General features: G+C 71.7%; 18 protein-coding genes and 1 rRNA gene. 8 read left to right on the top strand and 11 right to left on the bottom strand.

The features are described 5' to 3' along the window. Positions 1 to 259: 259 nt before the first annotated feature. Together JL475_RS11895 and JL475_RS11890 are read right to left on the bottom strand one after the other, a co-directional pair. Positions 260 to 925: an HAD family hydrolase gene (locus JL475_RS11895; protein WP_202277528.1), complete on the bottom strand. Its 666-nt coding sequence runs from the start codon at positions 923 to 925 to the stop codon at positions 260 to 262. Between the two features lie 48 nt (positions 926 to 973). Next, the gene (locus JL475_RS11890; protein ID WP_202277527.1) at positions 974 to 1,474 is read right to left on the bottom strand and encodes a hypothetical protein; all 501 of its coding nucleotides are present in this window, start codon (positions 1,472 to 1,474) and stop codon (positions 974 to 976) included. A 349-nt stretch (positions 1,475 to 1,823) separates the two neighbouring features. Between JL475_RS11890 and JL475_RS11885 the strand changes: the two genes are divergently transcribed. Next, positions 1,824 to 2,483 carry an Rv3235 family protein gene (locus JL475_RS11885; protein WP_202277526.1) on the top strand — a complete coding sequence of 220 codons (660 nt, stop codon included), beginning with the start codon at positions 1,824 to 1,826 and terminating at the stop codon, positions 2,481 to 2,483. A gap of 105 nt (positions 2,484 to 2,588) precedes the next feature. Here JL475_RS11885 and secA read toward each other — a convergent pair whose 3' ends face one another. Continuing rightward, complete coding sequence (secA, locus tag JL475_RS11880) at positions 2,589 to 5,426, bottom strand: preprotein translocase subunit SecA (RefSeq protein WP_202277525.1); 2,838 nt, start codon at positions 5,424 to 5,426, stop codon at positions 2,589 to 2,591. A gap of 278 nt (positions 5,427 to 5,704) precedes the next feature. Between secA and JL475_RS11875 the strand changes: the two genes are divergently transcribed. Next, positions 5,705 to 6,274 (top strand): GNAT family N-acetyltransferase, encoded by a 570-nt coding sequence (locus JL475_RS11875; protein ID WP_202277524.1) that lies wholly within the window; start codon positions 5,705 to 5,707, stop codon positions 6,272 to 6,274. A 109-nt stretch (positions 6,275 to 6,383) separates the two neighbouring features. Next, the gene (locus JL475_RS11870; protein WP_202277523.1) at positions 6,384 to 7,571 is read left to right on the top strand and encodes a winged helix-turn-helix domain-containing protein; all 1,188 of its coding nucleotides are present in this window, start codon (positions 6,384 to 6,386) and stop codon (positions 7,569 to 7,571) included. 2 nt (positions 7,572 to 7,573) lie between these two features. Here the strand turns inward: JL475_RS11870 and JL475_RS11865 are convergent, their stop codons facing one another. From JL475_RS11865 to mtnA, 7 genes are all read right to left on the bottom strand, one after another. Then, complete coding sequence (locus JL475_RS11865) at positions 7,574 to 8,356, bottom strand: response regulator transcription factor (protein WP_202277522.1); 783 nt, start codon at positions 8,354 to 8,356, stop codon at positions 7,574 to 7,576. A gap of 197 nt (positions 8,357 to 8,553) precedes the next feature. Continuing rightward, positions 8,554 to 9,246: a ribosome-associated translation inhibitor RaiA gene (gene raiA, locus JL475_RS11860; protein WP_109378276.1), complete on the bottom strand. Its 693-nt coding sequence runs from the start codon at positions 9,244 to 9,246 to the stop codon at positions 8,554 to 8,556. Positions 9,247 to 9,558: 312 nt separating this feature from the next. After that, positions 9,559 to 10,569 carry a ComF family protein gene (locus JL475_RS11855; protein WP_202277521.1) on the bottom strand — a complete coding sequence of 337 codons (1,011 nt, stop codon included), beginning with the start codon at positions 10,567 to 10,569 and terminating at the stop codon, positions 9,559 to 9,561. 88 nt (positions 10,570 to 10,657) lie between these two features. Next, a complete protein-coding gene (locus JL475_RS11850; RefSeq protein ID WP_202277520.1) occupies positions 10,658 to 12,469 on the bottom strand; it encodes an LpqB family beta-propeller domain-containing protein in 1,812 nt (603 codons plus the stop codon). A gap of 34 nt (positions 12,470 to 12,503) precedes the next feature. Beyond that, positions 12,504 to 14,699 carry an MtrAB system histidine kinase MtrB gene (mtrB, locus tag JL475_RS11845; protein ID WP_202277519.1) on the bottom strand — a complete coding sequence of 732 codons (2,196 nt, stop codon included), beginning with the start codon at positions 14,697 to 14,699 and terminating at the stop codon, positions 12,504 to 12,506. A 1-nt stretch (position 14,700) separates the two neighbouring features. Continuing rightward, on the bottom strand, positions 14,701 to 15,390 hold the full coding sequence (gene mtrA / locus JL475_RS11840) for a two-component system response regulator MtrA (protein WP_193478414.1): 690 nt from the start codon (positions 15,388 to 15,390) through the stop codon (positions 14,701 to 14,703). A gap of 4 nt (positions 15,391 to 15,394) precedes the next feature. Beyond that, positions 15,395 to 16,543, bottom strand: coding sequence for an S-methyl-5-thioribose-1-phosphate isomerase (mtnA, locus tag JL475_RS11835; RefSeq protein WP_202277518.1), 1,149 nt, complete (start codon positions 16,541 to 16,543; stop codon positions 15,395 to 15,397). Between the two features lie 156 nt (positions 16,544 to 16,699). Between mtnA and JL475_RS11830 the strand changes: the two genes are divergently transcribed. Genes JL475_RS11830 through JL475_RS11810 form a run of 5 tightly spaced genes read left to right on the top strand, consistent with a single transcriptional unit; the run spans position 16,700 to position 22,319 of the window. Beyond that, positions 16,700 to 18,031, top strand: a complete 1,332-nt coding sequence (locus JL475_RS11830) for a glycerophosphoryl diester phosphodiesterase membrane domain-containing protein (RefSeq protein WP_202277517.1) — start codon at positions 16,700 to 16,702, stop codon at positions 18,029 to 18,031. Between the two features lie 4 nt (positions 18,032 to 18,035). Beyond that, a complete protein-coding gene (locus JL475_RS11825; protein WP_202277516.1) occupies positions 18,036 to 18,824 on the top strand; it encodes a DUF4129 domain-containing protein in 789 nt (262 codons plus the stop codon). Then, positions 18,821 to 20,020: a DUF4350 domain-containing protein gene (locus JL475_RS11820; RefSeq protein ID WP_202277515.1), complete on the top strand. Its 1,200-nt coding sequence runs from the start codon at positions 18,821 to 18,823 to the stop codon at positions 20,018 to 20,020. Before JL475_RS11825 ends, JL475_RS11820 begins: the two co-directional genes overlap by 4 nt. Next, entirely contained in the window at positions 20,020 to 21,009 is a 990-nt protein-coding gene (locus tag JL475_RS11815; protein ID WP_202277648.1) for a MoxR family ATPase, read from the top strand. Before JL475_RS11820 ends, JL475_RS11815 begins: the two co-directional genes overlap by 1 nt. Then, the gene (locus JL475_RS11810; RefSeq protein WP_202277514.1) at positions 21,009 to 22,319 is read left to right on the top strand and encodes a DUF58 domain-containing protein; all 1,311 of its coding nucleotides are present in this window, start codon (positions 21,009 to 21,011) and stop codon (positions 22,317 to 22,319) included. The genes JL475_RS11815 and JL475_RS11810 overlap by 1 nt, the downstream gene beginning before the upstream one ends. 107 nt (positions 22,320 to 22,426) lie before the next feature. On the opposite strand, the gene rrf is transcribed toward JL475_RS11810, so the two are convergent. Next, a 5S ribosomal RNA gene (gene rrf, locus JL475_RS11805) occupies positions 22,427 to 22,543 on the bottom strand. Between the last annotated feature and the right edge of the window lie 133 nt (positions 22,544 to 22,676).

Genomic DNA, 22,676 nt, shown 5'->3' with positions numbered 1-22,676 from the left:
CCTGGAACCCTTCGGGTCCTCTCCCGCCCGCGAGGACCAGCGAGCTCCGCCCGGCCACGGATGTCGTCCGTGCTCTCCGGGCGCACGGCGGGAACGGCGAGGCCCCCGCGAGCTATCGCGCTGATCACGCCACCCAGGCTATCGCCCCCCGCAGGGGGCCCGTCATGAGCCGTATGTGTACAAAACACGGGGTGGAACTTGGACGTTCCGCACAGTGCGCGCCCACGGTGCTCAGTGCTGAGTGCGCGCGGCCCGGCGTTCAGCCGGCCAGGCGTTCCGCTTCCGCGACGGCCTCCGCCAGCGTGTCCACCACCGGCACCCCGACCGCTTCGAGGCTGGCCCGGCTGTGCGAACCGCCGGTGTAGAGCACGGCCTTCGCCCCGACGTGCCGGGCGGCCAGCGCGTCGTCGGCGGCGTCCCCGATCACCACCGTGCGCGTCGGGTCGACGCCGGTCAGCGCGCCGAGGTGGCGCACCATGTGCTCCGCTTTGCCCCCGCCGGACGGCCCGGTCCGCCCGTCGACGCGTATGAAGTGCGGCTCGATGCCGAAGCCCCGGACCAGCGGCACGAGGTCGTCGTGCCCGTACATGCTGAGGATCGACTGGCTGCGCCCCGCCGCCGACCACTGTGCCAGCAGCTCGGTCGCGCCCTCGGCGAGCACGCACCGCACCCGGTGCTCGGAGTAGTACCGGTGAAAGGTCGCGTCCATCAGCTCCCACTCGGCCCCGCTCGGCAGCCGCCCCATCAGCCGCTCGTAGAACTTCGGCACCGGCACGCAGTACAGCTCCCGGTACCGCTCCAGCGTGAGCGGCTCCAGGCCCAGCTCGGCGAAGGCCGCGTTCGTCGCGCCGATGACCGCGTCGACGTCGTGGAACAGCGTGCCGTTCCAGTCCCAGACGATGTGCGTGTCCGTGTGCATCCCCATGGAAGGAAAAGTACCCGCCGGCACCGACAACCGGGCTGCCGACTCGGACTAGGCCGTCGGGCCCAGCAGGTTCGGGATCTCCTGGGTGGCGTACCACAGCAGTTCGTGGTCCTCCGCCCCGTCCACCGTGGACTGGGCGCTGCCGTCCCCGCCGTCCGCGGCCGGCAGCGCGTCCGCGGCCGACGCCACGTCCGCCTCCGCGTCCGGAGCGTCCACGTGCACCGCCGCCGCCCTGTCCAGCCGGACGGGCCCGTCGACCCGCACCGCACCGGGGCCGGGGGCCGGGTCGGCCGAGGCCGCCCGGTCGGGCACGTCCACGGCGACCACGACCCGGCGCCGCGGCGCCGCGGCGTCCGCCGCCAGCAGCCGCAGCGAGGCCAGCGCGGCGCCGCCCAGTGCCGCGTACTCCAGCTCCTCGACGTCCTCGGAGCGGTACCACTCGCGCAGCGCGGGCGTCACACCGTAGGCGGCGAACGGGCCCGCGCCCAGCTCACCCGTCCGGTACGCCTCGGCGAGACCCGGGAGGGTGAGGGGGACGTAGACGCGCATGTCGGCCGCTTTCGTGGTCGGAGGTCCGCCGGCGTTCCGTCGAGGGGTGGTCGCACCCGGCCGGCTGGGCCTTCAGGATACGTGCGGGCGTCCCCCATCGGGTCCCCGCCCACCCTCCGGGCCGCGTCCACTCCGAGCCCGAAATTCACCCGGTGCGCCCGCTCCAGTGCGGGGCCGAGGGGCCGTCATTCACTCGGATAAGTGAATCCCACCGCCGCCCCGACACGGCTCACGGCTCCTTGCCGCCGCACTCCGCCGCCCCGTACAAGATCCCCAACCCCGAAGTTACTGCCCGGTATCGCCTCGGTCCCCGGTCGACGGCGACTCCCGGCCCGTCGAACGGAGCCCCGTGAACAAGGTCATGACCAGGGCGCAGCACCGCACCGGCACCCGCCCTCCCGGCCGCCGCGACACACGCCGCCCCACCGGCGGCACCGTCCCGCCGCGCACCCCCGCCGGAGGTGCCGCCCCCGCCCCGTCCCCCGGCGGGGGCCGCCCCTCTCCCGTACCCGCCCCGGCCTCCACGCGTCCCGCCGACAACCGCCCGCCGTCCTTCACGCCGGCAGCCGGCGCCAGGGCCACGACCGCGGCCACTGCCACGGCCACGGCCCTGCTGCGACGGCGCCCGGCTCTCCCGGCCCCCACGCCCCGGTCTCCCCTGCCGGCCCAGCCCCGCCCCACCGACCGTTTCGCCGAGCTGCTGCTCGCCGTCCTGAGCGGCCAGCGGCCCGTCCACTCGATGCTGCGGCACACCGCGGGCCGCGCCTACGACGAACTGGCGGACCTCGCCGAGCGCGGTCCGCTGCGCACCCGTGGCACCCGTCCGGTGGTGCGGGACATCGGCTACTACGTCCCTCGCGAGGGCGCGCTCGAGGTGTTCGCCCGGATCGGTGCCGGCGACCGGCTGCGGGCCATGGCCTTCCGCCTGGAACAGGGCCAGGACCTGCGCTGGCGCTGCACCGCCGTGGAACTGGGCGGTACCCGCCCGCCCCGCCCCCACGGCCGCTGACGCCGAAGGGCCGGGCGACCCTGGGGTCTGCCCGGCCCTCCGCCTGCTCTCACGGCTCCGTACGGAGCCTCACCGCTCGCCCGGCTCAGAAGCCTCGCGGCTCGCTCACTTCTTGCGGCGGCGACCGCCCCGCGCCTGCTTGCGGCGCTCGGCGCGCGTGAGGCCGTCGGCCTCGGAGCGCACCGGCTCGTCCTCGGCGAACTCGCCCTCGACGGTGCCGCCCGCGCCGTCCACGGTCGGCGCGGAGAAGTGCAGGTGCCGCCGCTGCGGGGCGTCGAGCCCCTTGGCGCGGATCTCCGGCCGGGCACCCGCCTGCGCGGGCACCGCGTCCTGCGCCACCGGCTCCGGCTCGGCCTCCTCGACCGGGACCTCCTCGACCTGCTGCTCGACCTGGACCTCCAGGTTGAACAGGTAGCCGACGGACTCCTCCTTGATGCCGTCCATCATCGCGGTGAACATGTCGAAGCCCTCGCGCTGGTACTCGACCAGCGGGTCCTTCTGCGCCATCGCGCGCAGGCCGATGCCCTCCTGGAGGTAGTCCATCTCGTAGAGGTGCTCGCGCCACTTGCGGTCCAGGACCGACAGCACGACCCGGCGCTCCAGCTCACGCATGATCTCGGAACCGAGCTGCGCCTCACGCTGCTCGTACTGCTTGCGGATGTCCTCCTTGATGGAGTCGCCGATGAACTCGGCCGTCAGCCCGGCGCGGTCGCCGGCCTCCTCCTCCAGTTCCTCCACGGTGACCTTCGCCGGGTAGAGCTGCTTGAAGGCGCCCCACAGCCGGTCCAGGTCCCAGTCCTCGGGGAAGCCCTCGGACGTCTCGGCCTGCACGTAGGCGTCGATGGTGTCGTCCATGAAGTGGTGGATCTGCTCGTGCAGGTCCTCGCCCTCCAGGACGCGGCGCCGCTCGCCGTAGATGACCTCACGCTGCCGGTTCATGACTTCGTCGTACTTCAAGACGTTCTTACGGGTCTCGAAGTTCTGCGTCTCGACCTGCGACTGGGCCGACGCGATCGCGCGCGTGACCATCTTGTTCTCGATCGGCACGTCGTCCGGGACGTTCGCCATGGACATCACGCGTTCGACCATCTGGGCCTTGAACAGGCGCATCAGGTCGTCGCCGAGCGAGAGGTAGAAGCGGGACTCGCCGGGGTCGCCCTGACGGCCGGAACGACCGCGCAGCTGGTTGTCGATCCGCCGCGACTCGTGCCGCTCGGTGCCGAGCACATAGAGCCCGCCGAGCCGCTCGACCTCGTCCTTCTCGGCCTTGACGGCGTCCTCGGCCCGTGCGAGGGCGTCCGGCAGGGCGTGCGCCCACTGCTCGATGTGCTCCTCGGGGTCGAGACCGTGCTGGCGCAGCTCCGCCTCGGCGAGGTCCTCGGGGTTGCCGCCGAGCTTGATGTCCGTACCACGGCCGGCCATGTTGGTGGCCACGGTGACCGAGCCCCGGCGGCCCGCCTGGGCGACGATCGTCGCCTCGCGCTCGTGGTGCTTGGCGTTCAGCACCTCGTGCTGGATGCCGCGCTTGCTGAGCTGCTGGGAGAGGTACTCGGACTTCTCCACCGAGGTGGTGCCCACGAGGATCGGCTGACCCTTGGCGTGCTTCTCCTCGATGTCGTCGACGACGGCCTCGAACTTGGCGACCTCGGTGCGGTAGATCAGGTCCGACTGGTCCATGCGGACCATGGGCCGGTTGGTCGGGATGGGCACCACACCGAGCTTGTAGATCTGGTGGAACTCGGCGGCCTCGGTCATCGCCGTACCGGTCATGCCGGACAGACCGGGCTGTTCCTTGCCGTTGTGGTCGCGGCGCTTGTAGAGGCGGAAGAAGTTCTGGAGGGTGATCGTGGCGAGCGTCTGGTTCTCGTCCTTGATCGGCACCGCTTCCTTCGCCTCGATCGCCTGGTGCATGCCCTCGTTGTAGCGGCGGCCGGCGAGGATACGGCCGGTGTGCTCGTCGACGATCATGACCTCGTCGTCGATGATCACGTAGTCCTTGTCGCGCTTGAAGAGCTCCTTGGCCTTGATGGCGTTGTTCAGGTAGCCCACCAGCGGGGTGTTGACCGACTCGTAGAGGTTGTCGATGCCCAGCCAGTCCTCGACCTTGGCGACCCCGGACTCGTGGATGGCGACCGTGCGCTTCTTCTCGTCGACCTCGTAGTCGCCGGTCTCCTCGATGCCCTTGAGCGGGTTGCCGGCCTCACCGCGCTTGAGGCGCTTGACCAGCTTGGCGAAGTCTCCGTACCACTTGGTGGCCTGGTCGGCCGGGCCGGAGATGATCAGCGGCGTACGGGCCTCGTCGATGAGGATGGAGTCGACCTCGTCGACGACGGCGAAGTTGTGGCCGCGCTGGACGAGCTCGTCCTTGGACCACGCCATGTTGTCGCGCAGGTAGTCGAAACCGAACTCGTTGTTCGTGCCGTAGGTGATGTCGCAGTTGTACTGCTCGCGGCGCTGGGCCGGCGTCATGTTGGCCAGGATGCAGCCGACCTCGAGGCCCAGGAACTTGTGGACGCGGCCCATCAGCTCGGAGTCGCGCTCGGCCAGGTAGTCGTTGACCGTGATGATGTGGACGCCCTTGCCGGCCAGGGCGTTCAGGTACGCGGGCAGGGTGCCGACGAGGGTCTTGCCCTCACCGGTCTTCATCTCGGCGACGTAACCCATGTGGAGGGCCGCGCCGCCCATGATCTGCACGTCGTAGTGGCGCTGGCCCAGGACGCGCTTGGCGGCCTCGCGGACGGTGGCGAAGGCCTCGGGGAGCAGGTCGTCCAGGCTCTCACCGTCGGCGTACCGCTCCTTGTACTCATCGGTGAGGGCACGCAGCTCGGCGTCGGAGAGGTCGACGAAGTCCTCTTCGATGGAGTTGACCTGGCCCGCGATGCGGTGCAGTTTGCGCAGGATCTTGCCTTCGCCTGCACGCATGATCTTCGAGAGGACGGACACGGGGGGTGGTCTCCTTGCCGGTCGGGCCTGGGACGGTCGGTTTCCATTTCATTGCTGAGCAACGGCCATCGTATGCGAGGACCCCACCACGTCGGGAGGCCTGCCGCGACGGTGACCACGCACGGCTTCATATCCGTTTCACGGCTGCTTCAAAGAGGACAACGTCCGGAGCCCACGGATGGTGCCGCTCCACCCGTCGAATTGTGCGAAGGGTGACCATTTCCTCACGTACGGCAAACGGTTGGCGCCGATCACTCCCCCACGAGCAGAATCGGCCGATGGAACCCGTCACGCTCACCACCGACCGCCTTCTGCTGCGCACGGTCGGCCCGCAGGACACCGACGCGGTGTACGCCGCCTGCCAGGACACCGACATCCAGCGCTGGACCACGGTCCCCTCCCCCTATCTTCCCGAGCACGCGCGGGGCTTCACGGAGCAGATGTGTCCGGACGGCTGGGCGGACGGTTCGATGTTCACCTTCGGCGTCTTCCTCCGCTCCGGGGAGTTCACGGGCATGCTCGGCGTCACGATGCGCTCCCCGGGGGTGGGCGAGATCGGCTATTGGGGCGTCAAGGAGCACCGCGGCCACGGCTACATGACCGAGGCCGTCGTCACCGTCTCCCGCTGGGCCTTCACGAAGATGTCGATCGACCGGGTGGAATGGCGCGCCGAGGTGGGCAACCGGGCCTCCCGCGCGGTGGCGGAACGGGCGGGCTTCGTCATCGAGGGCACCCTGCGCTCCGCGATCAACAACAAGGACGTGCTGCGGGACTGCTGGGTGGGCTCCCTGCTGCCGTCCGACCTGGGACTCCCGTCCACGACGCCGTACCTGCCCGCCGGGGAGTGAGCGGGTGAGGGAGCGGAAGAGGGGCGGGTGGGGGGCGGGAGCGGAGGAGGGGGCGGCGTCCGTCCGGACCCGGGCCCGGTGTCAGCGCCGCCCTCTATCGTGCGGACGTATGACGACTCTCCCGCGTCCGGCCACGGACCTTTCGGCGGCAGAGGCCCGCCGCATCGCCCTGCACGCCCAGGGCTTCCTGGGCGCCCCCGACCGCCGTTCCGGCGTCCGGGGGGTCCTGCGTCACCTGGGCGCGGTGCAGCTCGACACCATCTCCGTCCTCGCCCGCTCCCACGAACTCATCCCCTACGCCCGCCTCGGCGCCGTGGGCCGGGAAACGGTCGAGACCGCGTACTGGAAGGCCGGCGCCCAGCCGCCGCACGCGTTCGAGTACTGGTCGCACGCGGCCTGCGTCCTGCCCGTCGAGGAGTGGCCGCACTTCGCCTTCCGCCGCCGCGCCTACCGCGGCCGCCCGCACTGGAACCACGAGCTTCCCGACGGCGCCTACGACCGGGTCGTCAAGCAGCTCCGCGCCCAGGGCCCGCTCACGGCCACGGAGTTGGGCGGCGCGAAACGCACCAGCGAGTGGTGGGACTGGTCCGGTGCCAAGGTCGCCGTCGAGCGGGCCCTGATGTACGGCGAGGTGGTGTGCGTCGAGCGCCGCGGCTGGAAGCGGGTCTACGACCTCGCCGAACGCGCGATCCCCGACGCCCTGCTGCACGACGAGCTGGACGACGCCGAGTGCCTGCGCCGCCTGGTCCGTCTGGCCGGCCGGTCCCTCGGCGTCGGGACCCGCGCGGACCTCGCCGACTACCACCGTCTCAAGGGCGAGCAGGTCGACGCGGTGATCGCCGACTCGGGCCTGGTGCCGGTCACGGTCGAGGGCTGGTCCAAGCCGGCCTGGGCCGATCCGGAGGCCCTCGCCGCGCCTCCGCGCGGACGTCACCGTACGACGCTGCTGTCCCCGTTCGACTCCCTGGTGTGGGAGCGGGCGCGCACCGAGCGGCTCTTCGGCTTCACTCACCGCCTGGAGGCCTACGTGCCGAAACAGAAGCGGGTGCACGGCTACTTCGCGATGCCCGTACTCGCCGGTGGCCGGCTGGTCGGCCGCGTCGACCCGGCGCGCGAGGGCCGCACGCTGGTGGCCAGGCAGATCACACTGGACGGCCCCAAGGCGGTCCCCGCCGTCGCGCAGGCCCTGGTCGAGGCGGCGAGCTGGGTGGACTGCACGAACGTCCGCGTGGAGCGCGTCGACGCGCCCGAACTGCGCGAACAGCTCACCCGGGAACTGACCCGCGCCCTCGCCTGACGTCACCGGATCTCGAGGATCTTCTCCCGCATCGCGTAGACCACCGCCTCCATCCTGGAGTGCAGCTGCAGCTTCTCCAGGATGTTGCGCACGTGGTTCTTCACGGTGTTCTCGGAGATGAACAGCTCCTTGGCGATGTCGCGGTTGTTCATCCCCGTGGCGACGAGCTTGAGCACTTCGAGCTCACGGTCCGTCAGCCGGGGCGCGGGTACCAGCCGACGCTCGTCGGTGCGCTGGATCATCGACTTGAACTCGGTGAGCAGCTTCGACGCCATGGAAGGGCTGATCTGCGACTGCCCGTCGGCCACCGCTCGAATGGCGGTGGCCACCTCGTCCGTGGAGATCTCCTTGAGGAGGTAGCCGGTCGCACCCGCCTTGATGGCGTCGTAGAGATCGGCCTCCTCGTCACTGATCGTCAACATGATGATCTTCGCGCTGGGGGCCACCTCCTTGATGGAGGTGCACGCCTCGATGCCGCCCCGCTTGGGCATCCGCACATCCATCAGGACGATGTCCGGCAGCAGGTCCGCGGCCTTCTCCACGGCCTCGGCGCCATCCCCCGCCTCGCCGACGACCTGGATGTCCTCCTCGGCCGCGAGGACGATCTCCAGTCCCCGGCGGAACAGCGCGTGGTCGTCCACCACCAGAACCCTGATCGGCTCCTTGCTCGCCTCCTCGGCCGGTTCACCGGCCGACTCCTGGTACCTGGAGCCCGCGTGCGGTCCCATGCCGGTGACGCCGTCGTCGGAGTCCTCTCCACGCATAGGGCCGAAGCTGTCCGCCATCGTTCCTCCCCCTGAAGGCTGTGGCCGTGGTCGTGAGCCATCGCCAACCCAAGGCAACGGCCCACCGATTGGGCCGTTGCCGCCATGATTCCATGCCCGGACGACACCGGGGTGCCGCCGGGGGACGCGAAGTGGTCGCACACCGGTGCCCCTGGGGGCGCACGCGCGCGCACCCAGGGGCACCGGTTCAGCCACTGTCAGCCGCCGAGGGGCCCGCCCGCCTCGGGAGCATGCGGCTGCGTGACCATGGTGTCCGTGCTGAGGTGGATCACGCCGTAGTCGTAGGCGTGCCGCCGGTAGACGACACTGGGTTCCTTCGTCTCGGAGTCGACGAACAGGTAGAAGTCGTGCCCGACCAATTCCATCTCGTAGAGGGCCTGATCGAGGGTCATGGGGGCGGCCACGTGGGTCTTCTCGCGGACGACGAGGGGACCGTCACCCTGTACTTCCAGCGTGCCGATCTTCTTGGTGGGGACTGCGTCCTGCCCCTCCTCGGGGGAATGCGCGCCCGTCCCGTTGAGCGTCGCCGCGCCCGGGACGTGGTCGGGGACCTCCGCTGCCGAGATCCTGCGCGCGCCGCGCCGTGAATAACGCTTGTCGTGCTGCTTGCGCAGCCGTGCGTCCAGCTTCTCCGCTGCCAGGTCGAGCGCCGCGTACGGGTCGCTCGCCGCTGCCTCCGCCCGGATCACCGGACCGCGGGAATGGAGCGTGATCTCCACTCGGGCGCTGCGGTCGGCCTGCCGGGGGTTGGGCTCCTTGGACACCTCGACGTCGAGGCTGATCACCTTGCCGTCGAGCTTCTGGATCCTCTCCAGCTTCAGCTTCTCGGCCACGTGCTTCCGGAACCGCTCGGGCACCTCGATCTTGCGGCCCTTGACGACGATGTCCACGCAGAACTCCGTTCCCGGATCACTCCGCCTCGGTGCGGAGCGTCTCCCTTTTGCACCAGGCCCCGGTCGACCCCGGAACCTCGGACTCGGTGACTTCCACCTCCATCCCCCATGGACGAGATCTCCAGTCCACCAGCCCGGGTGATAACAGAAAACCCGTGGCACGGCATTCGGATTCGAGAGGTGTGGCCTGCGGCTTTCCCTCTCAACCGAACATATCTCGCCCGGACGGATGTCGTCACCCTCTACTGTCGCGTACCTCCGTTCAGGTGAATTTACCCTCTCACTACCTGCAACGATGCAAGTTCCCAGTCAGTTCCGGTTTATTTCGAAAGAATCTGGTGAAGCCGCAACAACCGCCGCGCACTTCACGTCAATGGGCCGATCGGCCCCACCCGTACCCGCCGCCAGGGGCGAACGGCCTGACCCTTGATCCACCCTCTCGTGAGCCGATCCGTTTCGTTGTTCCCGTCGTGCCCGTCGTACCCGTCGTTCTTGTCTTTCCCCTCGTGCCCCTCTCCTTTCCCATGTCTCACCCCTGTACACGAACGCGGACGCCGAAATACTCGAATCAGGCCCGACATCCACCTCCATGCGCGCCCCTCGCGCCCCCCGCGCCCCCACAAGCGCCCCCGCACGCGGCTCGGTGTGCGAGGCGAGACGCACCGCGCGCGCGGCCTCCGCCAGCGACGCCCCGGTCGTCATCAGGTCGTCGACGAGCACGACGGAACCCTCGCGCAGCAGCCGGTCACAGCCCGGCGCCACCGCCAGCGCACCGGCGAGATTGGCCAGCCGCCGCCGGGCGTCGAGCCCCGACTGGTCGGCCACGTCCCGCCGATGCCGCAACGCGGGCAGCACCGAAACGGGTAGCCCCTGGCGCCGCAGCGCACCCGCCGCCGCCCGCGCGATCCGTAGCGCCGGGTCGTGTCCACGGGCCCGCACGGCCCGCCGCGCGGACGGCACGGGCACCAGCAGGACCGCCCCCGGGACCCCACCGGGGCCCGACCGCGCCGCCTCCAGCAGACCCGTCTCCCGCAGCCCCGCGCGCACCGCTTTCGCCAGGGCCTCGCCCAGCGGCCGGGAGAGGGCCAGGGCGCCCCGCTCCTTGTGGGCCAGCAGCGCGGCACGCACCTCGTCCGCGTAGGGGGCGGCGGCGTGCACGACCGGCAGCCCGGCCGGCCGCGGCACCGGGCACACCCCGCGCGGCGCGGCGCCGCTCAGTGCCGTACGGCACCGCTCGCAGAGCACCGCACGAGGTCTGCCGCACCCGCCGCACTCGGCAGGGAGCACCAGGTCGCTCAGGTCCTGCCACCAGCCCCGCATGGCCCCACTGTGCCAACGCCCGCGGCCTCCGGCCACCCCTGTGGAAAACTTCGCACGGCCCGCAGCCCGGTCACCCCGGACGGACCGGTCACCCCGGATAGACCGGCGCGGTCCCCTCCGTCACCTGCTGCCACTGCGCACCCGATGACAGCCGCACGATCCCGTCCACCGAGTACGCCACCAGCGGTACCCGTTCGTCGGGGGAGGCGGTCACCGCCTTGACGCCGGTCAGGGCGGCGGGCTGGGGCACCTCGGGTATGGAGCCGTCGACCTCGACGTACCGCATCTGCTCCACACCCCCTTCCTCCCGCCCGACCACCACGAGCCGGCTGTCCCCGGTCCAGGACATGGCGGTGACCTTCTCCAACTCCGGCGTCGCGGGCCGCAGTTCCAGCACGGTGACGGTCGGCCGCTCGCCCGTGGTCCGTTCCTGCCCGTCCGGGCCGTCCCGCTCGATCCGCCCGATCATCAGGGACCGCCGGTCGCCCTTGGCCACGACGAGCGCGACCCTGACCCCGTCGGCGGCGACCCGGACCGCCTGGATCCGCCCGTCCAGGCCCGGTGTGCGTACTTCCAGCGGCTCGCCCCCGCCCTCCTCCAGCAGGAGCAGCCGGGGGTTCCCCGGGTCCTGGTCGGCCACCCACAGGCCGCCGTGCGCGTCCCAGCTGGGCGCGGTCAGCCGGTCGCCCTCGGACTTGCCCGCGCTGGTCAACACGGGCTCCCCGAGCGAACCGCCCGGCACCAGCGATCCGACGTACAGCGACTTCCCGTCGAGCGCGACCCCGGCCGCGGTGCGCTCGTCCCGCGAGACCGCCACCGACCGCAGCGGCGCCGCGCCCTCGCCGAGCGGCCCCGGCACCGGATCCGGCTGGGTGGCGTCGTCGCCCGCGACGATCCGTACCAGCCGGTGCTCCTCGTCGATGAAGTACAGGTAGTCGGGGTGGTCCAGCGACCCCCGGTCGGCCACTCTCTCGGTGGCCCCCTGGGCCAGCGAGCACAGCTTCTTCCCGGCGGCCCGCAGCTCGACCTCGTCCACGGCGGGGCTGAGGTTGCGCAGCGTGAACAGCAGCTGGGCCGCCATCTCCCCGCACCTCTTGGCACCGACGTCGGACGCCTTGTCGTTGAGCGGCACGGTCAGCCTGCCCTGGTCGTCCGCCGTCAGCGGACCGGCGTCCTCACGCAGCGCCGTACCCGTGGGGAAGCTCGACCTGACGACCGGGTCCAGCCAGTTCGTGGGCCCGCCCAGGAGGGAGCGGACCATCTGGGTGGTGGGCTCCACGTGACTGCGCACGTAGACCGGGTCGGCGACCGCCACCGGCGGCCCGTCCGCCTCGGACCCACCGGCTCCCGCGGTGTTCGAGGCGAAGTAGTACTTGCTGACGGACATGTAGTTGCGCTGGAAGTCCGACTTGCCCATGACGACGCCCTGCGGCACCCCGTCGATGCGCCACTGTCGGGTCTTCACGTCCTGTGTGAGGTGCACGAGCTGGTCGTACGGCCCGGAGTCGGCCGTGTACGCCTGCTGCGCGTCCACGGTGGCGACCTTGTCGCCGGTCAGCTTGAAGGAGAGCTCCCCGTCGTCCTCGCGGCCCGACGGGCCGGCCTGGGCACCCGGCCCGTCCGCCAGCACCGTGGTGGACAGCTCCGGCTGCCAGGCCTTCGCCGCCTCGGCGGTCAGATACCGGCGCGCGGTGCTGTAGTCCGGATCGTCACTGGTCAGCGCCTCCAGGAAGCCCTGCACGATCTGGTGCGGCGCCGCATCCTCACTCGGCGGCATCGCGAACACCCGCACCTGCGCGTCCTGGCGGGGCGTGGACTCCACACCCCGCACATCCCCGCTGTCGGGCATCGAGGCGCACCCGGCCAGCAGTACGACACCGCTGGTGGCGCACGCCACCATTCGTGCCGGTGCCGTCCTGCAGCGCCCTGCGCGCTCACCGCCCACGCGAAGCCTCCCCTTGCCTGTCCGTCTGCCGGCCCCCGGGCCGGTCCTCGGGTTCGTTCTCCCGCCGGTCCGGGGCCGTCGTCCCGTTCCCCGGGGCCGTCGTCCCGTTCTCCCCGCCGGGCTCGCCGAAACCGGCGCCCGCCTCGGCGTCGGCCGGCTCCCCGGCCCCCGCCGGCTCTCCCTGCCGCGCCCCGCCCCCCGACGGCCGCGACACCACGCGCGCGCCGTTGCCGGGCAGTGCCGTCGGATCGGCCGTGGGGGCCACGGTGGCCGAGAGCGTCGCGAGCGGATCGCGGGCCGCGCGGGCCGATCCGTCGGTGTCCACGGACCGCGCGGGCACGGTGGACTGTTTCCCGCCGTTCCCGCCGTTCCCGCCGCCCTGCGGCTCTCCGGCGCCGCGGAGTCCGCCGTTGCGCCGTGAGTCCCTGGGCTCCAGGGGGATCGGGGAGCCCCGCAACGGCTCGTCGGCCGTCCTGGGCAGCGTCAGCCGGAACTGCGAGCCGCCGCCCGGCTCGCCCCATGCCTGGAGCCAGCCGCCGTGCAGCCGTGCGTCCTCCAGGGCGATGGACAGCCCCAGTCCCGTACCGCCGGTGGTCCGCGCGCGGGCCGGGTCCGCCCGCCAGAAGCGGCTGAAGACCCGGGTCGCCTCACCGGGCTTGAGCCCGACACCGTAGTCCCGCACCGCGACCGCGACCGCCCCGCCCGCCGCGGCGAGCTTGACGACGACGTCCTTGCCGTCTCCGTGCTCCACGGCGTTGACGACGAGGTTGCGCAGGACGCGCTCCACGCGCCGCGCGTCGGCCTCGGCGACGACGGGCTGCTGGTCGCCGACGATCTTGATCGGCGTGCCCTTGCGCTCGGCGAGCGGCTCGGCCCCGCTGACCACGCGCCGTACGACTTCGCGCAGGTCTATCGGCTCCGCCTCGAGCGCCGCCGCGCCCGCGTCGAAGCGGCTGATCTCCAGCAGGTCCGAAAGCAGCGACTCGAACCGGTCGATCTGGTCCGCGAGCAGTTCGGCCGACCGCGCGGTGACCGGGTCGAAGTCCTCACGCGCCTCATGGATGACGTCCGCGGCCATCCGTACGGTCGTCAGCGGCGTCCGCAGTTCGTGGGACACGTCCGACACGAAACGGCGCTGCATCCGCGACAGTTCCTCGAGCTGGTTGATCTTCAGCTGGAGGTTCTGCGCCATCTTGTTGAAGGCCTCGCCGAGCCGCGCGATGTCGTCCTCACCGGTGACCTTCATCCGTTCCTGGAGACGCCCGGCGGACAGCCGCTCCGCGATCCCGGCGGCCATCCGCACCGGCGTCACGACCTGCCGCACCACGAGCCAGGCGATCGCCCCGAGGAGGACGACGACGAACAGCCCCGCGGTCGCCAGAGTGCCCTTGACCAGGCTCAGCGACTTCTCCTCCTGCGTGAGCGGGAAGAGGTAGTACAGCTGGTACGGATCACCGTTGGGGTCGTTGACCTGCTTGCCGATGACCAGGCCGGGCTGCGAGTCCGCGCCGTTGCTGTAGACGATCCGCGTGTACCGCTGCGCCGCCGAGGGGTTGGTGTCGATCTTGTCCCGCAGGTCCCCGGGCACGCTCTGCGACGGGTCGACGTGCCCCGAGGCACGCGGGCCGCGCCCGCCGCCGCTCTCGTCGCCCATGGGCAGGGTGACCACGTCGAAGGCGCCCTGGCCGCCGCTGGAGAGCGACTCCACGAGGTCACTCATCCACTGGATGACGCTCTGCGAGGACCGGTCGCCCACCGCGACCGCGTTCTCGCCGGTGCCGCTCGTGGCCTCGTCTGCCTGCTGCTTGGCCACCGCGAACCCGCCAGTGGCCTGGATCTGCGACGCCTTCACCTTGGCGTCCAGCAGACCGTTGCGCACCTGGCCGATGACGACGAAGCCCAGCAGCAGGACCACGCCCAGCGACATCAGCAGCGTGGTGGCGACGACCTTCAGCTGGATGTTCCGCCGCCACAGCCGCATGACGGGCAACAACGGCCGACGCACCCAGCGGACGAACAGGCGGATCACCGGGCTGCCCTGGACCCCGCCCTGCAGCAGCCCGTCCTTGAGCAGGCGCCCCCAGCGGGAGCGCCCTGACGCCCGGCTGCCGGACGACCGGCCGACAGGCCGCTCCGATCGGTCCCCGGACCGGCCGGGCGCCGGAGCGGCACTGTCCCCGGACATGTCAGCTCGGTCCTGCCTTGTATCCGACGCCACGGACGGTCACCACGATCTCCGGCTTCTCCGGGTCCTTCTCGACCTTGGAGCGCAGCCGCTGGACATGGACGTTCACCAGCCGGGTGTCGGCCGCGTGACGGTACCCCCAGACCTGTTCCAGCAGCACCTCCCGCGTGAACACCTGCCACGGCTTGCGGGCCAGCGCGACCAGCAGGTCGAACTCCAGCGGGGTCAGCGCGATCGACTGCCCCTCCCGCTTCACGGAGTGCCCGGCCACGTCGATCACCAGGTCGCCGATGGCGAGCTGTTCCGGCGCCGGCTCCTCCGACCTGCGCAGCCGCGCCCGGATCCGGGCGACCAGTTCCTTCGGCTTGAACGGCTTGACGATGTAGTCGTCGGCACCGGACTCCAGGCCCACCACGACATCGACGGTGTCGCTCTTCGCCGTGAGCATCACGATCGGCACACCGGACTCCGCCCTGATCAGGCGGCACACCTCGATACCGTCCCGGCCGGGCAGCATCAGATCGAGCAGCACCAGGTCGGGCTTGGCCTCACGGAAAGCGGCCAGCGCCTTGTCGCCGTCGGCTACGAAAGACGGTTCAAAACCTTCACCACGCAGCACAATGCCGAGCATCTCGGCCAGTGCGGTGTCGTCGTCGACGACAAGGACTCGTCCCTTCATAAACGACATCATCCCATTAGCTCATCGTGACCGGGCGTGACCTGGCGCACAGCTCGGCCAGGGCCTCGGTCGTCACGGGTGAGACGGCACCTTCCTCCGTGACGATCGCCGTCACCAGTTCCGGTGGTGTCACGTCGAACGCCGGGTTGTACGCCTGGGTCCCCAGGGGTGCCACAAGAATCCCGCCTCCCGCTTCGGTTCCGGCCACCGGCACCCGCGGTGCGGTGACCTCGGTCACTTCATGTCCGGGGCGCTGCTCGACCTCGATGGACGCCCCGTCCGGCGTCTGCGGATCCACCGTCGTCACCGGGGCCACGACGATGAACGGCACGTGGTGGTACCGCGCCAGCACCGCGAGCGGATAGCTCCCCACCTTGTTCGCCACCGAACCGTCGGCCGCGATGCGGTCCGCCCCTATGAGTACCGCGTCCACCTCACCGGCCGCGAACAGCGATCCCGCCGCGCTGTCGGTGAGCAGGGTGTACGCCATTGCGCTGCGGGCCGCCTCGTATGCCGTCAGGCGAGCACCTTGCAGCAACGGACGCGTTTCGTCCACCCACAGCCGCCTGAGCCGGCCCGCCCGGTGCGCCGCCAGCGCCACCGCGAACGCCGTTCCCTCGCCGCCCGACACCAGTGAGCCGGTGTTGCAGTGGGTGAGGATCCGGTGTCCGCCACCGGGCAGCAGCTCGTCCAGCAGCGCCAGTCCGTGCTCGGCCATCCGCGCGCTGGCTTCGGCGTCCTCGCGGTGCAGCCGCCGTGCCGCGGTCAGCGCGGCCACCGCCGCCTTCCGTTCGTCGCCGCCCCGGGCGATGACGCCCTGGTGGGCGGAGAGGGCCCGGCGCACCCCCACCGCGAGGTTCACCGCGGTGGGCCGGGCGCTCTCCAGCGCGGCCGCGGCGTCGTCCACGTCGAAGCCCCGCGCGGCGGCGAGTGCGACGCCGTACGCACCGGCGATGCCCAGCAGCGGCGCACCACGCACGGCCAGCGAGCGGATCGCCTCCACCAGCGCGGACGCGTCCGTGCAGACCAGCTCGACCTCCTCGGCCGGCAGTCTCCTCTGGTCGAGAAGGATCAGAACGGGCCCTTCGGGTGGCTCCTCCCAGCGGAGCGCAGGGATCTCGGTCGGCCGCTTGTTGTCGCCGCCGTGTGCGTACTGATCAGCCATGCGGTCAGTCTGCCCCCTGCGGCACGGACAATTGAAGGTGCAGCCCGTCCCTCGGCAGATCCGGCAGGTCCGGCAGGTCCGTTGACGAACCCCCCATGGCACGATGGCTGCGAACCTGCCGCCGCGACCGCGGACGGGCACCGTGAAGGAGCGACGATGAACGACACTCCGGGCTGGGCCTCGCCCGGATCCGCCCCGTCCGACGGGCAGGAGCCGGGCGAGTCCCGACCTGCCGGGCCCGCAGACCGCCCGAACCCCGAGCAGCCGGGGCAGAACGCGCCCCAGGGGCCCGGCGTCAAGTGGTCGAAGGAGCAGCCGCCCAGCCAGTGGTCCGCGCCCACCGGCCCGCCCGGCGCCACGGGCCCCGGCCGGGTTCCCCCGCCCGCACCGCCCGGCCCGGGATGGGGCACCCCGCCCCCCGGCGGCCCCGCGGGGCCCGGAGGATACGGCGGCCCAGGTGGTTACGGAGGCCCCGGCGGTTACGGGGCCTGGGGCGGCGGCTGGGGCGGCCCCCCGCCCGCCGCAAAGCCCGGTGTGATCCCGCTCCGCCCGCTCGGTGTGGGCGAGATCCTCGACGGCGCGGTCTCCACCATGCGCACCCACTGGCGCACGGTCCTCGGCATCTCGCTGACCATCGCCGTCCTCATCCAGATCGTCGTCGTCCTCGTCCAGGGACTCTTCCTGAACAGCTCCAGCGCCGCGGTACTCGGCGACCCGAGCGCCACCCTCGACGAGCTGACCGGCGCCCTGGGCGTCTCCATGCTCAACAGCGGGGTGGTCTCCGTGATCACCCTGATCGGCACCCTCGCCGCCACCGCCCTGCTCGCGACGGTCACCAGCCGTGCCGTGCTCGGCACCTCGGTCACCGCCGCCGAGGCCTGGCGCGACGCCCGCCCCCAGGTCCTGAAACTGTGCGGCCTGATTTTCCTGCTGCTGCTCATCACTTTCGTCGCCATCGCCGTGGGCGCGCTGCCCGGCATCCTCGTGGGCGGGCCGCCCGGCGTGGCGCTCACCGTGCTGGGCAGCATCGGCGGCATCCTCGTCACCGTGTGGCTGTGGGTCCGCTTCTCGCTGTCCCCGCCCGCGCTGATGCTGGAGAAGCAGGGCGTCATGAAGGCGCTGAGCCGGTCCGCGAAGCTGGTGCGCGGCTCCTGGTGGCGGATCTTCGGCATCCAACTGCTCGCATTGATCATCGCGAACGTCGTCGCGTCGATCATCATCATCCCCTTCGCCCTTCTCGCCACGGTGTTCAGCAGTGACGGCGTCTCCGCTTTCCTCGACAGCGCAGGCGGTGACATCGGCTGGGCCTTCCTCATCATCAGCGGGATCGGCGCGGTCATCGGCTCCACGATCACGTTCCCGATCACGGCCGGCGTCGCCGTGCTCCTCTACGTCGACCAGCGCATCCGCCGCGAAGCCCTCGACCTCGAACTGGGCCGCGCCGCCGGCGTCCAGGGCTACGGTCCCGGCACCACCCCGGGGAGCTGAGCGGGTGCACACCGTGGGGGGAGTTCTCACTTCGGCACGGGCGCTGCCCGAAGCCGTCGGCGGCGCCGTGCACACGCTGCTGAGCGGCGACGGCGAGCCGCCCGTCACCATCCCGCGCGACCCCGCGCGGGAGGCTGCCCGGCGCGAGCTGTCCAAGCAGATGTACCACGAGAACGAGCCCAGCTGGTTCCAGCGGGCCCTGGACGCCTTCTGGGAGTGGGTCGGCAAGCTGTTCGACGCCGCCGCCACCGCGACGCCCGGCGGCGCGCTCGGACTGATCGTCGTCATCGCCGCCGTGGTCGCCGTCCTGGGCGCCCTGTGGTGGCGGCTGGGCACCCCGCGACGCCGGCCGGCCTCCGCGCCCGCGCTGTTCGACGACCGGCCCCGCAGCGCCGCCGAACACCGCGCGGCCGCCGAGGCACACGCCGCCCAGGGCCACTGGAACCAGGCCGTGCAGGAACGCATGCGCGCCGTCGTCCGCGCCCTGGAGGAACGCGCCCTGCTCGACATCCGCCCGGGCCGCACCGCCGACGAGGCGGCAGCCGAGGCGGGCCGCGTCCTGCCCGTCCACACCGACCGGCTGCACACCGCCGCGCGGAGCTTCGACGACGTCACATACGGCGGCCGGACCGCGACGGAACAGTCGTACCGGCACCTCACCGAACTCGACCGTGACCTGGAACGCAGCAAACCCCAGCTCGCGGGCACCGCTGCCGGCCACGGCAACGGCACGAACACCAGCGACCGCAGCGACGACACGGGCGGCAGCGCCCGCCAGGGAGCCGCCGGATGACGACCGAGGTCACGCTCCCCTCCACCTCGGCCTCGCCCACCGCCCGCCAGGTGTGGACCCGCGCGCGAGGTGTCGCCCTCGCGCTCGTCCTGCTGATCGCGGCGGCCGTCGTCATCGCCGTGGTCCGCTCCGACGCCCGACACGGCGCACTCGACCCGCGCTCCGCCGACCCCTACGGCAGCCGCGCCGTCGCCGAACTCCTCGCCGACCGCGGTGTGGACACGCGCGTGGTCACCACCTTGCACGAGGCGTCCGCCGCCGCGAACCCCGACACGACCCTCCTGGTCGCCGTCCCCGACCGCCTGACCCACCGCCAGCAGTCGAGACTGCACGCCGCGGTCGCCGACTCCGGCGGCCGCACCGTCCTGGTCTCCTCCGGCAGCGCGTCCGTCGACCGGCTCGCCCCGGGTGTCATCGCCGACCCGGTCACCAGCTTCGGCTCCACCCTCTCCCCCCGCTGCTCCCTGCCCGCCGCCCGCAGCGCGGGCACCGCGGACACGGGCGGCATCCGCTACACCACCACCCATCTCGACGCCGACGAGTGCTACCCCAGCGAGCGCCTGGCCACCCTGCTGCGTATCCCCGCGGCCACCGGCGACGGCGACACCGTCCTCATCGGTGCTCCCGACATCCTCCTCAACGAACACCTCGACGAGCACGGCAACGCCTCGCTCGCCCTCCAACTCCTCGGCTCCCGCCCCCATCTGGTCTGGTACCTCCCCTCACTCGCCGACGCTCCCGCCGCCTCCGAGGACGGCGAACGCGGCTTCTTCGACCTGCTCCCCTCCGGCTGGCTCTGGGGCACCCTGCAGCTCTTCATCGCCGCAGCCCTGGCCGCCCTGTGGCGGGCACGCCGGCTCGGCCCCCTCGTGCCCGAAAGACTTCCCGTCGCGATCCGCGCCTCCGAAACCGTCGAAGGCCGCGCCCGCCTCTATCGCAAGGCGAACGCCCGGGACCGCGCGGCCGCCGCTCTTCGCTCCACCACGCGCACCCGCCTCGCCCCCCTCGTAGGCGTCCCCGCCTCCCAGGCACACGCGCCCGAGGCCCTGCTGCCCGCCCTGTCCGCCCGCCTGCACGGCGATGGACAGCCGTCCCCGCACGATCTCCTGTTCGGCCCGCCGCCCGGCGACGACGCAGCCCTGACCTCCCTCGCCGACCGACTCGACGCCCTCGAAAGAGAGGTACGCCGTCCATGATGGACCCGACCACTGACAACGCCGCGCACACCGGGGATCCGGCCGCCGCCAGGGCCTCCCTGGAAGCCCTGCGCGCCGAGATCGCCAAAGCCGTGGTCGGCCAGGACCCCGCTGTCACCGGCCTCGCCGTCGCCCTGCTGTGCCGCGGCCACGTGCTCCTCGAAGGCGTTCCCGGCGTCGCCAAGACACTTCTCGTCCGCACCCTCGCCGCTGCTCTGGAACTCGACACCAAACGCGTCCAGTTCACCCCCGACCTGATGCCGAGCGACGTCACCGGCTCCCTGGTCTACGACGCCCGCACCGCGGAGTTCTCCTTCCAGCCCGGCCCCGTCTTCACCAACCTCTTCCTCGCCGACGAGATCAACCGCACGCCCCCGAAGACCCAGGCGTCGCTCCTGGAGGCCATGGAGGAACGCCAGGTCACCGTCGACGGCACCCCCCGTCTCCTCCCGGAGCCCTTCCTGGTCGCCGCCACCCAGAACCCCGTGGAGTACGAGGGCACCTATCCCCTCCCCGAGGCACAGCTCGACCGCTTCCTCCTCAAGCTCACCATCCCCCTCCCGTCCCGCCAGGACGAGATCGACGTCCTCACCCGCCACACCGAGGGCTTCGACCCCCGCGACCTGCGCGCCGCCGGGGTACGCCCCGTCGCGAGCGCCGCCGACCTGGAAGCGGCCCGCGCCGCGGTCGCCAGGACGACGGTCTCCCCCGAGATCACCGCCTACGTCGTCGACATCGTCCGCGCCACGCGCGAATCGCCGTCCCTCGCCCTGGGCGTCTCCCCCCGAGGAGCCACCGCCCTCCTGTCCACCGCCCGCGCCTGGGCCTGGCTGACGGGACGCGACTACGTCATCCCCGACGACGTCAAGGCTCTCGCCCTCCCCACCCTCCGCCACCGCGTACAGCTCCGGCCGGAGGCCGAGATGGAAGGCGTCACGACCGACTCGGTCATCAACGCCATCCTCGCCCACGTCCCCGTCCCCCGCTGATGGCCCTCACCGGACGCGCCGCCCTCCTCGCGGCACTCGGCTCCCTCCCCGTCGGCATCTGGGAACCCGGCTGGACGGGCATCCTCGCCGTCAACGCTCCCCTGGCGGTGGCCTGTGCCTGCGACTTCGCCCTGGCCGCCCCCGTACGCAGGCTCGGCCTGAGCCGCTCCGGCGACACCTCGGTGCGGCTGGGCGACAGCGCGGACGTCACCCTGACACTCACCAACACGTCCCGCCGTCCGCTCCGTGCCCGCATCCGTGACGCCTGGCCTCCCAGCAGTTGGCAGCCCGGCAGCGAGGTGGCGGCCTCCCGCCACCTCCTGTCGGTCCCCGCCGGTGAACGCCGGCGCATCACCACCAGGCTGCGTCCCACCCGCCGAGGCGACCGCCGGGCCGACCGTGTCACCATCCGCTCCTACGGCCCGCTCGGTCTCTTCGCCCGCCAGGGCACGCACCAGGTTCCCTGGACGGTACGGGTGCTGCCGCCGTTCACCAGTCGCAAGCACCTGCCGTCCAAACTGGCCCGCCTGCGCGAACTGGACGGCCGCACCAGCGTCCTGACCCGCGGTGAGGGCACGGAGTTCGACAGCCTGCGCGAGTACGTTCCCGGCGACGACACCCGCTCCATCGACTGGCGTGCCACAGCCCGCCAGTCCGCCGTGGCGGTACGCACCTGGCGCCCCGAGCGAGACCGCCACATCCTGCTCGTCCTCGACACCGGCCGCACTTCCGCGGGCCGTGTCGGCGACATCCCCCGCCTCGACGCCTCCATGGACGCGGCCCTGCTCCTCGCGGCGCTCGCCTCCAGGGCCGGCGACCGCGTGGACCTCCTCGCCCATGATCGCCGCCTCCGCGCCCTCGTACAGGGCCGGTCTGCAGGCGATGTCCTCCCGTCCCTGGTCAACGCCATGGCCACGCTCGAACCGGAGCTCGTCGAAACCGACGTCCGAAGCCTCACCGCCACGGCCCTGCGGACAGCTCCCCGCCGTTCTCTGATCGTCCTGTTCACCACGCTCGACGCGGCCCCCATCGAGGAGGGCCTGCTTCCCGTACTGGCTCAACTCACCCAGCGGCACACAGTCCTGCTCGCATCGGTCGCGGACCCACACCTGGCCCAGATGTCGAAGGCCCGCGGAAACGCCGATGCGGTGTACGAGGCAGCGGCGGCCGCCCAGGCCCAGACCGAACGCGACCGGACAGCGGAGCAGCTCCGCCGCCACGGCGTCACCGTCGTCGACGCGACCCCGGACAGCCTGGCGCCGGCACTGGCCGACGCCTATCTGGCGCTGAAAGCAGCGGGCCGCCTCTGACAAAGAACCCAACGACCAGGAAAAGCGGCCAGAAAAGGCGGGTGAAGGCCCGCCTTTGAAACGCAGAAAGCCCCGCACCATATCGGTGCGGGGCTTTCCCACGATTTGTTCGGCGGCGTCCTACTCTCCCACAGGGTCCCCCCTGCAGTACCATCGGCGCTCTGGGGCTTAGCTTCCGGGTTCGGAATGTAACCGGGCGTTTCCCCCACGCTATGACCACCGAAACACTATGAAACTGACAACAACCGCACCACACCCGCGGGCATGGGGTCGTTCGTGGTTTCAGAACCAACACAGTGGACGCGAGCAACTGAGGACAAGCCCTCGGCCTATTAGTACCGGTCAACTCCACACCTT

Origin of the sequence: Streptomyces sp. M2CJ-2 (genome assembly GCF_016757295.1) — a bacterium.
Classification (GTDB): Bacteria; Actinomycetota; Actinomycetes; order Streptomycetales; family Streptomycetaceae; genus Streptomyces.
The sequence above is the reverse complement of the archived record's forward strand: the minus strand, read 5'-3'. Positions and strand labels throughout refer to the sequence as shown.